Consider the following 14,100-nt stretch of genomic DNA (forward strand, 5'->3'; position numbering starts at 1 on the left):
AATATTTTTGAGCGTAGTCACCGATGAGCGAACAACCAGCGGCCAGCCGCATTCGGGTCGAGGCCTTGGCCGAAGGTTTTCAGGCGCGTGCGCAGCACTGGGCCGAGCAGCTGGGGTTGCCTTTGCAACTGGATGAGGCGGACTTTGCCTTGCAGGTGGGGGAGCAGGGGCTGCAGTTGCAACAGCTGGGGCCTGAGGCGCCGGGGCCGGTGCGGGTGGATTTTGTGGAGGGTGGGGCGGCGCACCGGCGTCTGTATGGCGGCGGCAGCGGGCAAATGATTGCCAAGGCGGTGGGTGTGGCGCAGGGCGTGCGGCCCAGGGTGCTGGATGCTACCGCCGGGTTGGGAAAGGATGCATTTGTGTTGGCCAGCCTGGGTTGCGAGATGAGCCTGATTGAACGCCAGCCGTTGATTGGGGCGTTGCTGGAAGATGGCTTGGCGCGAGGTGCAGAAGATTTTGAGGTGGCGCCGATTGTGGCGCGGATGAGGTTGCTCAAGGGCAACTCCATTGAGGTGATGCGCGATTGGGAGGGGGAGCCGCCTCAGGTGATTTATCTGGATCCGATGTTTCCGCATCGGGAGAAGACGGCGTTGGTGAAGAAGGAGATGAGGTTGTTTCGGCCGCTGGTGGGGGATGATCCGGATGCGCCGGCGTTGTTGGCGGCGGCGTTGGCTTTGGCCAGTCATCGGGTGGTGGTCAAGCGGCCGCGTAAGGCGCCTTGTATTGAGGGGGTTAAGCCGAGTCATGCGTTGGATGGGAAGTCCAGTCGGTATGACATTTATCCTAAGAAGGCGCTGAAGTCCTGAGGGTTGAGTACATATCCGTTATTTAGGTAACGGCCACTTAGGGTTCCGCTCTTACAGCGGGTCACTTTTGGCAAACGCCCCAAAAGTAACCAAAAGGTCTTTGCCCCACCACTCGGTGCCTCGCTTAGGCTCGGCATGCCCGCACTCCGGCACGGTTCCGCGGGCCGCCGCGACGGGCCATCCATGGCCCGGCGCGGCTAAATCGGCATCCCTGCCGATTTACCCGCTCCACCGTGCCTACTTGCGGCCATCGTGGTTGACGGGGCCCGCAGATCAAAAGCAGAGCACAGCGGCCTCCCGGCCGGCTTGAGTGTTAAAAGCAAAATCAAAAGCTAAAGCGGGCACGGTCCAAATGTGGGAGCGGGCTTGCTCGCGAAGGTCGTTAACGATGACGTGGGTATCCTGATTCAACGCGGCGTCCTCTGGTTTTTCGCGAGCAAGCCCGCTCCCACAGAAAAGCAGAGCTGTTTTCGCTCTGGTATTTGCTTTTGCTTGTAACACTCAAGCCGGCCGGKAGGCCGCTGTGCTGTTGATCTGCTTTTGATCTTGATCTTAGGCGYCCCGTTAAACCACGCTGGCCGAACGCAGGCTTTGGAGCGTGGGTAACCCGGCAGGACGCCAGGTTAGCCGTCCTGGGCCAAGGATGGCCCATGACGGCGGCCCACGGTCCAAAGCCGGAGTGAGGGCACACCGAGCCTAGGCGAGGTGCCGAGTGGTGGGGCAAGAGCGTTTTGCTTACTTTTGCGCTGTTCAAAAGTGAGCCGCTGTAAGAGCGGAACCATAAGCGGCCCTGACCCAAAAAACGGATATGTACTCAGTTCAAAAAGCCCGATAAGCCCGCATGAACAACCCAACCACTTCCTGCACATGCTCCTCGGCCGCCTCTGCGCTCAGTTGCCCCCCGCACCCATACAACAAACAAAAATTCGCCGTCCCCTTGAGCAAACAGAAAAAATGCTCCGCCGCGGTGAACGGCTTGGCAATACGCAATGCGCCACTCTGGTCGATCTTACCGAGCAGCCGCTCCATCCCCTGCAACATACGCATCGGCCCGGCCTCGAAAAAGATCTGCGACAACTTCGGATCCTGACTCCCGGAAGTCATCATCAACCGATGCAGGTTCACCGACTCCTCGCTATTGATCAGCACATGAAACCCGCGGGCGATATTGAGCAGCACCTTCTCCACCGGCATACCCTCGGGCAGCTCGAAATACATCACCGGTAACTGCTCTTCGCACTTGGCAACCACCGCCGCCGAGAACAGCGTCTCCTTGTCGGTGAAATGGCTGTACACCGTCAGCTTCGACACCCCGGCCTCCACTGCCACGGCATCCATGCTGGTACTGGCATACCCATTACTCAAAAACAGGATCTTCGCCGCATCAAGAATCGCCTGGCGTTTTGCCATGTCCTTGGGACGCCCGGGGCTATTGGTGTTCACAGGATTGTCGGACATTTTCACTTTATTACTGGACTGGTGAGTTTGGTATTAATAACATACTGGCCAGTATAATTATTCCTAGCACCATTAGCGAAAGGTCCTTCAGCATGCGCAGCTATTTCCTGCCACTCGCGTTGCCTGCCAGCTTGTTATTCCTGTTGGCTGCCTGTGGCCATGAAGAAGCGGCGCAAACCACCGTCCGCCCGGCCATGGTGGTTCAGCCAGAGCCTTCGGCGCAGGCTTCCGACAGCTACCCGGGCGAGGTGCGTGCACGCTATGAACCCGACCTGGCCTTTCGCACTGGCGGCAAAGTCAGCCGACGACTGGTGGAGGAGGGCGAGCGCGTCAAGGCCAACCAGCCCCTGGCCGAACTCGACCCTCAGGACGTACGCCTGCAACTGGAAGCCACCCGCGCCCAGGTCGCCGCTGCCGACGCCAACCTGAGCCTGGTACGCGCCGAGCGTGACCGCTACAAGACCCTGATGGACCGTCAGATGGTCAGCCGCTCCCAGTACGACAACTCCGAAAACCTCTACCGCTCCGGTGAAGCACGCCTCAAGCAGATCAAGGCCGAATTCGACGTGGCCAATAACCAGGCCGGTTACGCCGTGTTGCGCGCACCCCAGGATGGCGTGGTCGCCAAGCGTGCAGTGGAAGTCGGCCAGGTGGTGTCGGCCGGCCAGACCGTATTCACCCTGGCCACCGATGGCGAGCGGGAGGTGTTGATCAGCCTGCCGGAGCAAAGCTTCGGGCGTTTCAAGATTGGCCAGCCGGTGTCCGTGGAACTGTGGAGCCAGCCCGACCAGCGCTTCAACGGCCGCATCCGCGAACTGTCGCCGGCTGCCGATCCAAAGTCGCGAACCTTCGCCGCCCGCGTCGCGTTTACCGGCGGCAAAGTGCCTGCGGAACTGGGGCAGAGCGCTCGCGTCTTCATCCAGGCTGACGGGGTGATTCCCCTGGCGGTACCGCTGTCTGCCCTGAGTGCGGAGAACGGCGCGTCCTACGTCTGGGTGGTGCAGCCCGACAATACCCTCAAGCGCACACCGGTGCGGATCGGCGCCTTTGGCGAGAAAACCGTGCCGGTGCTGGAAGGCTTGAACCCCACTGATTGGGTGATCGCCGCCGGTGTGCATGTACTCCATGAGGGCCAGCAAGTGCGCCCGGTGGATCGCGCCAATCGAGTGGTAAGTCTGGCGGCCAAGGAGTAGTCCCCGATGGGTTTCAATCTTTCCGAATGGGCGTTGCGTAATCGCCAGATCGTACTGTTCCTGATGATCCTGCTGGCAGTGGTCGGCACCTTGTCCTACACCAAGCTGGGACAAAGCGAAGACCCGCCGTTTACCTTCAAGGCCATGGTGATCAAGACCAACTGGCCAGGCGCTACGGCCCAGGAAGTGTCGCGCCAGGTCACCGAGCGTATTGAAAAGAAATTGATGGAGACCGGCGACTACGAGCGCATCGTCTCCTTCTCGCGGCCCGGTGAATCCCAGGTCACCTTCATGGCCCGGGACTCGATGCACTCCGCAGAGATCCCGGACCTCTGGTACCAGGTGCGCAAGAAAATCAGCGATATTCGCCAGACCCTGCCACCGGATATCCAGGGCCCGTTTTTCAACGATGAATTCGGCACCACCTTCGGCAATATCTACGCCCTGACCGGCGATGGCTTTGACTACGCCGTGCTCAAGGACTACGCCGACCGCATCCAGATTCAGCTGCAACGGGTGCCGGATGTCGGCAAGGTCGAACTGCTGGGCTTGCAGGACGAGAAGATCTGGATCGAGATGTCCAACCTCAAGCTCGCCACCCTCGGCCTGCCGCTGGCGGCCGTGCAGCAGGCGTTGCAGGAACAGAACGCGGTGTCCACCGCCGGCTTCTTTGAAACCCCGAGCGAGCGCGTGCAGTTAAGGGTGTCCGGCAACTTCAAGACCGTTAAGGAGATTCGCGACTTCCCGATCCGCGTCGGTGATCGTACGTTCCGTATCGGTGACGTGGCCGAGATTCATCGTGGCTTCAACGATCCACCGGCACCGCGCATGCGCTACATGGGCGCCGACGCCATCGGGCTGGCCGTGGCCATGCGTGATGGTGGCGACATCCTGGTGCTGGGCAAGGCCCTGGAAGGCGAATTCGCACGCCTGCAGAAGAACCTTCCTGCCGGTATGGAACTGCGCAAGGTGTCGGACCAGCCGGCAGCGGTAAAAACCAGTGTCGGCGAATTCGTCCAGGTGCTCGCCGAGGCCCTGGCGATTGTGTTGCTGGTGAGCTTTTTCTCTCTGGGCGTGCGCACCGGCATGGTGGTCGCCCTGGCGATTCCGCTGGTGTTGGCCATGACGTTTGCCACCATGTATTACCTCGGCATCGGCCTGCACAAAATCTCCCTCGGCGCGCTGGTGCTGGCGCTGGGCTTGCTGGTGGACGATGCGATCATCGCCGTGGAAATGATGGCGATCAAAATGGAGCAGGGGTACGACCGGCTCAAGGCCGCCAGTTTCGCCTGGACCAGCACAGCCTTCCCGATGCTCACCGGCACCCTGATCACGGCCGCGGGTTTCCTGCCGATTGCCACGGCGCAATCGAGCACCGGTGAATACACCCGCTCGATCTTCCAGGTGGTGACCATTGCGCTGCTGGCCTCGTGGGTCGCCGCAGTGATGTTCGTGCCGTACCTGGGGGAAAAACTCCTGCCGGACCTGGCGAAGATTCATGCGGCCAAGCATGGCACCGACGGGCCGGATCCCTACGGCACACCCTTCTATCAGCGCGTAAGACGCCTGGTGGAATGGTGCGTGCGTCGGCGCAAGACGGTGATCGTCCTGACCTTGCTGCTGTTTATCGGCTCGGTGGCGCTGTTCCGCTTTGTGCCCCAGCAGTTCTTCCCGGCTTCCGGGCGACTGGAACTGATGGTCGACCTGAAACTGGCTGAAGGCGCGTCCCTGAGCAATACGGCTGACCAGGTCAAACGCCTTGAAGCCTTGCTCAAGGAACATGCAGGTATTGAAAATTATGTGGCCTATGTCGGTACCGGTTCGCCACGTTTCTACCTGCCGCTGGACCAGCAACTGCCGGCCGCCAGCTTTGCCCAGTTTGTGGTGTTGGCCAAGACCATCGAGGAGCGCGAAAGCTTGCGCACCTGGCTGATCGAAACCCTCAACGAACAATTCCCGGACCTGCGTTCGCGGGTTACGCGGCTTGAAAACGGCCCTCCGGTTGGCTACCCCGTGCAGTTCCGGGTAACGGGCGAGCACATCGAAGAAGTCCGGGCCCTGGCGCGGAAAGTGGCGGCCAAGGTTCGCGAAAATACCCACGTGGTCAACGTGCACCTGGATTGGGAAGAGCCGAGCAAGATCGTCTACCTCAACGTTGACCAGGACCGCGCCCGTGCCCTCGGCGTGAGCACCGCCAACCTGTCGAAATTCCTCCAGAGTTCCCTCACGGGCTCCAGCGTCAGCCAGTACCGCGAAGACAACGAGTTGATCGAAATCCTGCTGCGCGGCACGGTGCATGAGCGCACCGAGCTGTCGCTGCTGCCAAGCCTGGCGGTGCCGACCGACAACGGCAAGAGCGTTGCGCTGTCGCAGATCGCGACCCTGGAATACGGCTTTGAGGAAGGCATCATCTGGCACCGTAATCGCCTGCCGACCGTGACCGTTCGCGCCGATATTTACGGCAAGGAACAACCGGCCACCCTGGTGCAGCAGATCCTGCCGACCCTCGAAGGCGTGCGCGCTGAACTGCCGGACGGCTACCTGCTGGAAGTTGGCGGCACGGTCGAGGATTCCGCCCGTGGGCAGAACTCGGTCAAGGCCGGTGTGCCGCTGTTTATCGTGGTGGTGCTGACCTTGCTGATGCTGCAATTGCGCAGCTTTTCCCGCACCGCGATGGTGTTTCTCACGGCGCCCTTGGGCCTGATCGGGGTGACACTGTTCCTGCTGGTATTCCGCCAGCCCTTTGGGTTCGTGGCGATGCTGGGGACCATCGCGCTGTCGGGGATGATCATGCGTAACTCGGTGATCCTGGTGGACCAGATCGAGCAGGACATCAAGGCCGGCCTGGCTCCCTGGCAGGCGATTATCGAGGCGACCGTGCGGCGCTTCCGGCCGATTGTGCTGACGGCGCTGGCGGCCGTACTGGCGATGATCCCGCTGTCCCGCAGCGTGTTCTTCGGGCCGATGGCCGTGGCGATCATGGGCGGCTTGATTGTTGCGACGGCATTGACCCTGTTGTTCCTGCCCGCGCTGTATGCGGCGTGGTTTCGGGTGCGCAAGGAGGCGGTGTAAGGCTGCGAGTGGCAGGGGTGTCCTGTAAGGAAATGCCTCTGCTCATTCACACATAGACGCAAACTACGACCCTGGGCGACGGAACGTTTGCCCGTGGTGCTCCACTCAGAATTGTCTGATTGACAGACGTCGTTGTCGGGGCCGCAAGCCTGCGGTCCCGATGAACAACAATGAGTTCATGGAGTGTCATATGTTTATTTTGTCTGCCCTGGCAGCTTTCAAAGGTGCTTTCCTGGGGTCACTGCTGGGCAATCTGTTGCCTGGTTCCAATAAAGAAGCTGATACGGCGCGACCGCACAAGCCCGGCCATGGACGGCCCGGTTTCAACCACGGCCATCACTCCCGACCAACGGGGCCTGTCTTGCCTGCGCGGCCCAAGCCGTATCACCAGGCGCCGGTGCATGAGGCCCACCAACCCTACCAGAGGTCATCGGCACTCTTTCCGATCCATCGATAGCCGCTGACTCGAGGCAGCCCGGGAACCACTCGGGCTGCCTTGCCACTCAGAGGGGGCTTTTGACCATAGATATCGAGGAGTGTGTATGATTTTTCCAATACTGGTTTCACCACTGCACCTGTTGGCGGCTGTATTTGGAATAGGGCCGAATTTCGGTCGGCCCAATGGCAATGGCCAGCCCGAGATCAACATTAATATCAAAACCGAAAACAACACCACCAACAGCAGCAACAGCAATGCCGTGGGTAGTGATTTGCCTTGCAAGTGCCGCTATTAAAAAAAACGCCCTGAATAGTTCAGGGCGTTTTTAGTTGCCGGGTATGGTCTACAGCGCCCCGAACACCTTCTTGGCCAAGCTGGTGGCAGCCGCCGCCGGGTTCTTGCGAATGGTTTCTTCCTGCTGGGCGATCATCTTGAACAGCCCGTCCAGCGCCTGTTCGGTCACGTAGCTTTCGACATTGGCGCTCTTGGCATCAATGGCGCCAAAGGTGGCGGCCTTGCCGGCGAGCGCGTTGTACTGCTGGGCCACGCCGACCTTGTCGGTAGCGGCCTTGACGATCGGCAGGAACTTGGCCCGGATCTCGTCACGGCTGCTTTTGTTCAGGTACTGGGTGGCCGAGTCCTGGCCGCCGGTGAGGATGCCCTTGGCATCGGTCACGCTCATGTTTTTCACCGCGTTTACCAGGATCGGCTGGGCCTGGGTGACAGCAGACTCGGCCGCCTTGTTCATGCTGGTTTCAAGTTGCGTGACCTGGTCACCCATGCCGAACATTTTCAACTTGTCAGCGACTTTGCCCAACTTGCCCGGCAGGCCGATCTTCACTTCGGGGTTGTTGCTGAAACCACCGGGCACACCCAGTTGTTTCACGGCAATCTGTGCGCCTTGGGTCAGTGCATCCTTGAGGCCGCCGGTGGCGTCGCCCTGGGACAGGCTGCCGAGGGACAAGGCCATGGCGTTGGCACCGAGCAGCAAGCCGGCGCACAGGGCAGTGAGGCGAAGGGAGTTACGGAGCATGGGCGCTTCCTTATGTTCGATATTTTAATCAGTGTGCAACCGCATCCACGCGCAGGCGCAGCGGTTGTGGGTCCTGGCCGTTCAACTGCACGGAGTGCCGTTCGGTGGTGATAAACAGTAGCTTGCCCTCCAGTTCGATGCGAGCGCTTACCGAGTAACTGTGGCCAGGCTTGACCTGGGTCGGGTCGTAGCTCAGGTGAAAGGGCAGCGGCACCTGGCCTTTCACCGGGCCTTTCTGCTCGGCCAGGGTCACGGCCGGGGCATCCATCAAGGACACATCCTGCAGGGTCACACTCAAGGTGGCGGCGGGCGGCAGGGCGATGCGTTGCAGGTAGAACACTTCGCCATCGAGGCTGGCTTTGGGCGCGGGGCTCATGGTCTGGCAGGCTCCCAGCAGGGCGGTCAGGCCCAGGAGGATGATTTTTTTCATGGTGCAGCTCCTTGTCAACGGCGCCAGAAACACCCTGGCGCCTCGGTCACTCTAGTGTGTTTCTTCGGGTACCACAGGCTGGTCTGGCGCCTCTTCGCTGCGATGCAGTGCGACCTGGCGAATCGACAGGCGAATCTCCGCGGGCAATACGCGTTTGGCTGCACCTTCGGCCAGCTCACCCAGCAGCGGGTGATAGCTCAGTTTGCCGGCCTCGTCGCGACGCAGCACATCTTGCTCCAGCAGGGTCTGGATAAAATGTCGGAAAAGGCTCTTGTCGAAGAACTCCGGGGCATTCAGGCCGTGCAGGATCGACAGGCGCTGGGCCATGACCGTGCACAGGTCTTCCAGCTCTTCGGCGCTGATGCTGTTCTGGCCGCTGTTGAGCAGCAGCGAGATCGCCATGTAGAAGCGTTGCAGGGTCTGGGCGATGCTCTTGGACAGCAGGGTCAACAGCACAAACTGCCGTGAGCTCGGCGCCGGGCGCAGGTACACGTCGTTTTCAAAACGCAGCAGGCCTTGTTCGACGAAGGCTTCGAGCCACTGGTCGACCACCGCGTCCAGCTCGTCCAGGGACCAGCGGATAAACAGCTCCGATTGCAGGTACGGGTAGAGCGCACGGGTATAGCGTAGGATCTGTTCGCGGCTCATCCGCGAGCTGCTCTGGAAGAAACTTGCCAGCAGCGCCGGCAGGGCGAAGATGTGTAGCACGTTGTTGCGGTAGTAGGTCATCAGGACGGCGTTCTGCTCGTCCAGGTAGAGGATCTTGCCCAGTGCATCGCTCTGTTCCGACAGCAGGTGCATGTCCTTGACGTGCTTGATCAGCGCCAGGCCGTCGCCTTCCGGCAGGGTGGTGTGGGGCGAGTAGGGCACCTTGCGCAGCAGTGCCAGGTACAGATCCAGCTGGCGCGCCATCGCCTGTTCGTCCAGGGCCAGGCGGGTGGTGGACAGCAGCGCGAGGGCCACCAGGTTCACCGGATTGATCGCCGCCGCTTCGTTCAAGTGTTGCGCCACCCGTTCGCCGAGGCGGTTGGTGGTTTCGTTGAGCCACGCCGGCTTGTAGTTCGGGCCCAGCTCCTGGGAGCGCCAGTCGGGCTGCTCGCTGTCGAGGAATTCAGCCAGCTTGATCGGTTCGCCGAAGTTCACGGCGACCTGGCCAAAGCGCTGCTTGAGGGCGCCGACCACTTTGAAAATATCGAAAATCGACTCTTTCTTCTTGCTCGCACCGCGCAGTTCGCCCAGGTAAGTGCGGCCTTCCAGCACCCGCTCATAGCCGATGTACACCGGCACGAACACGATGGGCATGCGCGAGGAACGCAGGAAGCTGCGCAGGGTGATCGCCAGCATCCCGGTCTTCGGTTGCAGCATGCGCCCGGTGCGCGAGCGTCCGCCTTCGACGAAGTATTCCACCGGGAAACCCTTGGTGAACAAGGTGTGCAGGTATTCGTTGAACACCGAGGTGTACAGCGGGTTGCCCTTGAAAGTACGGCGCATGAAAAACGCCCCGCCACGGCGCAACAGGCTGCCGATCACCGGCATGTTCAGGTTGATCCCGGCGGCGATGTGCGGCGGGGTCAAGCCATTCTTGAACAGGAGATAGGAGAGCAGCAGGTAGTCGATATGGCTGCGATGGCACGGTACATAGATCACCTCGTAGCCCTGGGCGACCTTTTGCACACCTTCGATGTTGTTGACCTTGATGCCGTCGTAGATCTTGTTCCAGAACCAGCTCAGCACCACTTCGAGGAAACGGATGGCGGTGTAGGTGTAGTCCGAGGCGATCTCGTTGCCATAGCGCAGAGCCTGGGCCTTGGCTTTCTCGGGGGTGATTTTCTCGCGTTCGGCCTCGTCGAGGATCGCCTGGCGTACCAGTGGCATGTTCACCAGGCCCTTCACCAGGTTGCGCCGGTGGGACAGGTCGGGGCCGATCACTGCGGTTTTCAGGTTGCGAAAGTGCACCCGCAGGATGCGCTGGGCCATGCGCACGGTGCGTTCGTGGCCTTTATTGTGCTCGATCAACTCACGCAGGTTGATGGGCGCGGAGAATTGCACCCGGGTCTTGCGGCCCAGGATCAGGATGCTCAGCAGCCGGCGCAGGCGGCCGGTGACGGCCCAGCTGTCGGCGAACAGCAGTTTCCAGGGGCTGGACTCGCTGTCGGGCGACTGGCCCCAGAACACGCTGACTGGAATGATCTGTGCATTCTCTTCGGCGTGTTCGGTGAGCACATCCACCAGGCGGGTCAGGGTGGGTGGGGCCCCACGCTTGTCCTGGCGCCCCAGCCAGTCGGGGTCGGGCGTCAGGTAGAAGAAGGCCGCCGGCTCCATCAGCGGGCCGACCGACACCGGCAGCACCGGGCGCGGCAGGCCGGCCTTGGTACATTCGGTATCAACCACCGCCAATTCGGTGAGGGATGGAGATTGCAGGACGTAAAACACCGGACGACTGCGGTCGAGGTTCAAGGTAAGGGACGACTGGTTGATCGTCTCTGAGCGAACCCAGAGGTACAACAGCCGGCGCAAGGTGCCAAATACCAGACGGCGAAAGGGAGAACGGGTCATACGGCTTCTGCTTTGAGTGGGGAAAAAAACCGGGCAGGTGCTCGGGGCGCTAGTGTGCAGTATTAGCCGAAAATCGGCAAAAAAGCGGCGAAGTAATCTTGAGTTGAAGCTTTTTGAGCCTGTCTTATACTCGGCAGTTCAACTGCGACGACTCAACAATAAACGTACTTATAAAAAGCATGTGGGAGCAAAACAGATGGCAACGCGCGAAACCGGCAATGTGAAGTGGTTCAACGACGCCAAGGGCTATGGCTTTATCCAGCGGGAAGATGGCAAGGATGTGTTTGTGCACTACCGCGCCATTCGCGGTGAAGGGCATCGTTCATTGGCTGAAGGCCAGCAGGTGGAGTACGCCGTGGTGACGGGCGAGAAGGGCTTGCAGGCTGAGGATGTGGTGGGCCTGTAACCTTGGCGTGATCGTTGATCGTTCCCACGCTCTGCGTGGGAATGCTTCTTTGGACGCTCCGCGTCTGCTTTTAATCGTGACGCGGAGCGTCACAGGTTGCATTCCCACGCAGAGCGTGGGAACGATCCCTCAGGTTGTTTTCCAGGTGATCTGCTCTTCACCGTCTGCGCTGATACGAATCCAGGTATCCGCGCTTTCTTCACCTTCTTCCTCTACCCAGCTGCCCGGCGCGCAACGCACTTCGACGTTCAGCGCGGCAAAGGCTGCGCGGGCGCAGGCGATGTCGTCTTCCCACGGGGTCTGGTCGCTTTCCAGGTACAGGCTGTTCCATTTGCCTACGGCTTTCGGCAGCCAGGTGACCGGTACGCTGCCGGCTTTGCACTTGTAGGTCTGGCCGCGCTGGACCCAGTCGGTGCACGGGCCCAGGGCGGCGCCCAACCAGGCGGCGATGGCCTTGTGGTCGACGTCGGCGTCCTTGAGGTAAATCTCGATATCAGGTTGGCGCATGGATGTTCCTCGTTGCGGGATTTTGAAAATCCATTCGCGGATTCGGTGTGGGCCCCGAGGCCCACAAAAATAATGGGTTATTGAAGCACGAAATAGTCGTAGCGCATCGACACAGTGACCAGCAGCGGTTCGGCGGCTTCGATCACCCGGGCCCGGCGTTCGGCACTCGCGCGCCAGCCGTGGGGCGTCATCGCCAGCAGGTTGGCGCGATCCTTGGGATCGGCCAGGCTGAGCTTGAACTCCAGGGTTTCGCTGTGTTGCAGGCTCATGCCCTGCGGCACCAGCGCCAGGTGCTTGTCGTCGGTGTACTCGCGCACTTCGTCGTACAAACGCTCACGCAGTTCCATCAGGTGGCCGCTGGTGGGGCCGACTTTCATCAAGCCACCGCCCGGGCTGAGCAGGCGCTTGGCCTCCAGCCAGTCCAGCGGGCTGAACACGCTGGCCAGGAACTGGCAACTGGCATCGGCCAACGGCACCCGGGCCATGCTGGCGATCAACCAGGTCACCGTGGGGTTGCGCTTGCAGGCACGCTTGACCGCTTCCCTGGAAATATCCAGGGCGTAGCCGTCGGCGCGCAGCAGGGTGTCGGCGATTTGCGCGGTGTAGTAACCCTCGCCACAGCCGATATCCAGCCAGCGCTGGGGTTTGCGTTCCGCAGCCAGTTCGGCCAGGCGCCTGGCCACCGGGGCGTAGTGCCCGGCGTTGAGGAAGTCGCGGCGCGCTTCCACCATTGCCAGGTTGTCGCCCGGGTCCCGACTGTTCTTGTGCTGCACCGGCAACAGGTTCAGGTAACCCTGGCGCGCCCGGTCGAAACGGTGCCCGGCCGGGCAGGCTACACCGTTGTCCACTTCCTGTAGCGGTGCGCTGCAAATGGGGCAAGCGAGCATCAGGCGAGCAACTTGATCAGGGTCTGGTAGTAGATTTCGGTCAGCACATCGAGGTCGCTGGCGAGGATGCGCTCGTTGACCTGATGGATCGTCGCGTTGACCGGGCCCAGTTCCACCACCTGAGTGCCGAGGGTCGCGATGAAGCGCCCATCGGAGGTGCCGCCGCTGGTGGACGCCTGGGTCTCGCGACCGGTGACGGCCTTGATGCTGGCGGAGACCGCATCGAGCAACGCGCCCGGTTCGGTGAGGAACGGCAGGCCCGACAGCGCCCACTCCACATGCCAGTCCAGGCCATGCTTGTCGAGAATCGCCGCGACCCGCTGCCGCAGGCCTTCGACGGTGGACTCGGTGGAGAAGCGGAAGTTGAACACCGCTGTCAGGTCGCCCGGGATCACGTTGGTGGCGCCGGTGCCGGAGTTGAGGTTGGAAATCTGGAAGCTGGTAGGCGGGAAGAAGGTGTTGCCATCGTCCCAGTGCTCGGCGGCCAGTTCGGCCAGGGCCGGAGCCGCCAGGTGGATCGGGTTCTTCGCCAGGTGCGGGTAGGCCACATGGCCTTGCACGCCGCGCACGGTCAGGGTGGCGCCGAGGGAGCCGCGACGGCCGTTCTTGACCACGTCGCCCACCAGGGTGGTGCTCGACGGTTCGCCGACGATGCACCAGTCCAGGCGCTCCTTGCGGGCTGCCAGGCGTTCGATCACCGCCTTGGTGCCGTGGTGCGCCGGGCCTTCTTCGTCACTGGTGATCAGGAATGCTACCGAACCCTTGTGGTCCGGGTAGTCCGTCACGAAGCGCTCGGAGGCGACCAGCATCGCTGCCAGGCTGCCTTTCATGTCGGCCGCGCCACGGCCGCAGAGCATGCCGTTTTCGTCGATCAGCGCGTCAAACGGGTCGTTCTGCCAGGCCTTGACCGGGCCGGTCGGCACCACGTCGGTGTGGCCGGCGAAGCACAATACCGGGCCTTCGTGTTTGCCGTGGGTGGCCCAGAAGTTATCCACATCCTCGATGCGCATCGGCTCAAGCGCAAAACCGGCGTCGCCCAGGCGCTGCATCATCAGCTTCTGGCAATCGGCGTCGACCGGCGTCACCGACGGGCGGCGGATCAGGTCGATAGCGAGTTGGAGGGTCGGCGAAAGGTCGGCGTGGGCCGTCATGTAAAAACTCCAGAAGCATGTCAGGGCGCAAGGCTTATGTGGGAGGGGGGCTTGTGTGGGAGCGGGCTTGCTCGCGAATACGGAGTGTCAGTCAACAATGTATGAACTGACCCGGCGCATTCGCGAGCAAGCCCGCTCCCACACAAAGCAATGGCCTGGGCC

Annotated in this window: 12 protein-coding genes; 5 read left to right on the forward strand and 7 right to left on the reverse strand. The window is 61.4% G+C overall.

Annotated elements, in window-relative coordinates:
- The first annotated feature begins 23 nt into the window (after positions 1–23).
- Positions 24–806, forward strand: a complete 783-nt coding sequence (locus JV201_RS05520; RefSeq protein ID WP_003219204.1) for a class I SAM-dependent methyltransferase — start codon at positions 24–26, stop codon at positions 804–806.
- Positions 807–1,625: 819 nt separating this feature from the next.
- Here the strand turns inward: JV201_RS05520 and JV201_RS05525 are convergent.
- Complete coding sequence (locus tag JV201_RS05525) at positions 1,626–2,264, reverse strand: TetR/AcrR family transcriptional regulator (RefSeq protein WP_003219360.1); 639 nt, start codon at positions 2,262–2,264, stop codon at positions 1,626–1,628.
- Between the two features lie 92 nt (positions 2,265–2,356).
- Between JV201_RS05525 and JV201_RS05530 the strand changes: the two genes are divergently transcribed.
- The 3 genes from JV201_RS05530 (at position 2,357) to JV201_RS05540 (ending at position 7,263) form a co-directional block, all read left to right on the forward strand.
- On the forward strand, positions 2,357–3,457 hold the full coding sequence (locus tag JV201_RS05530) for an efflux RND transporter periplasmic adaptor subunit (protein ID WP_219406608.1): 1,101 nt from the start codon (positions 2,357–2,359) through the stop codon (positions 3,455–3,457).
- Positions 3,458–3,463: 6 nt separating this feature from the next.
- A complete protein-coding gene (locus JV201_RS05535) occupies positions 3,464–6,529 on the forward strand; it encodes an efflux RND transporter permease subunit (protein WP_219406609.1) in 3,066 nt (1,021 codons plus the stop codon).
- 542 nt (positions 6,530–7,071) lie between these two features.
- Positions 7,072–7,263 carry a hypothetical protein gene (locus JV201_RS05540; protein ID WP_219406610.1) on the forward strand — a complete coding sequence of 64 codons (192 nt, stop codon included), beginning with the start codon at positions 7,072–7,074 and terminating at the stop codon, positions 7,261–7,263.
- Positions 7,264–7,311: 48 nt separating this feature from the next.
- Here JV201_RS05540 and JV201_RS05545 read toward each other — a convergent pair whose 3' ends face one another.
- From JV201_RS05545 to plsB, 3 genes are read right to left on the reverse strand one after another with little or no spacing between them, the layout of a single operon-like run.
- A complete protein-coding gene (locus JV201_RS05545; RefSeq protein ID WP_003219356.1) occupies positions 7,312–8,001 on the reverse strand; it encodes a DUF4197 domain-containing protein in 690 nt (229 codons plus the stop codon).
- Between the two features lie 28 nt (positions 8,002–8,029).
- Entirely contained in the window at positions 8,030–8,431 is a 402-nt protein-coding gene (locus JV201_RS05550; RefSeq protein WP_003219355.1) for a YbaY family lipoprotein, read from the reverse strand.
- A gap of 51 nt (positions 8,432–8,482) precedes the next feature.
- Positions 8,483–10,987: a glycerol-3-phosphate 1-O-acyltransferase PlsB gene (gene plsB, locus JV201_RS05555; RefSeq protein WP_102368222.1), complete on the reverse strand. Its 2,505-nt coding sequence runs from the start codon at positions 10,985–10,987 to the stop codon at positions 8,483–8,485.
- Positions 10,988–11,183: 196 nt separating this feature from the next.
- On the opposite strand from plsB, the gene JV201_RS05560 reads away from it, so the two are divergent.
- Entirely contained in the window at positions 11,184–11,393 is a 210-nt protein-coding gene (locus JV201_RS05560; protein ID WP_003219353.1) for a cold-shock protein, read from the forward strand.
- A 129-nt stretch (positions 11,394–11,522) separates the two neighbouring features.
- On the opposite strand, the gene JV201_RS05565 is transcribed toward JV201_RS05560, so the two are convergent.
- The 3 genes from JV201_RS05565 to dapE form a co-directional block, all read right to left on the reverse strand.
- Positions 11,523–11,900 (reverse strand): hypothetical protein, encoded by a 378-nt coding sequence (locus JV201_RS05565; protein ID WP_008430491.1) that lies wholly within the window; start codon positions 11,898–11,900, stop codon positions 11,523–11,525.
- Between the two features lie 77 nt (positions 11,901–11,977).
- Positions 11,978–12,787, reverse strand: a complete 810-nt coding sequence (locus JV201_RS05570) for a putative RNA methyltransferase (protein ID WP_177049946.1) — start codon at positions 12,785–12,787, stop codon at positions 11,978–11,980.
- Positions 12,787–13,938: a succinyl-diaminopimelate desuccinylase gene (gene dapE / locus JV201_RS05575; RefSeq protein ID WP_219406611.1), complete on the reverse strand. Its 1,152-nt coding sequence runs from the start codon at positions 13,936–13,938 to the stop codon at positions 12,787–12,789. The genes JV201_RS05570 and dapE overlap by 1 nt, the downstream gene beginning before the upstream one ends.
- Positions 13,939–14,100: the final 162 nt, after the last annotated feature.

The sequence above is a fragment of the Pseudomonas sp. Colony2 genome (genome assembly GCF_019382755.1).
Lineage (GTDB): Bacteria > Pseudomonadota > Gammaproteobacteria > Pseudomonadales > Pseudomonadaceae > Aquipseudomonas.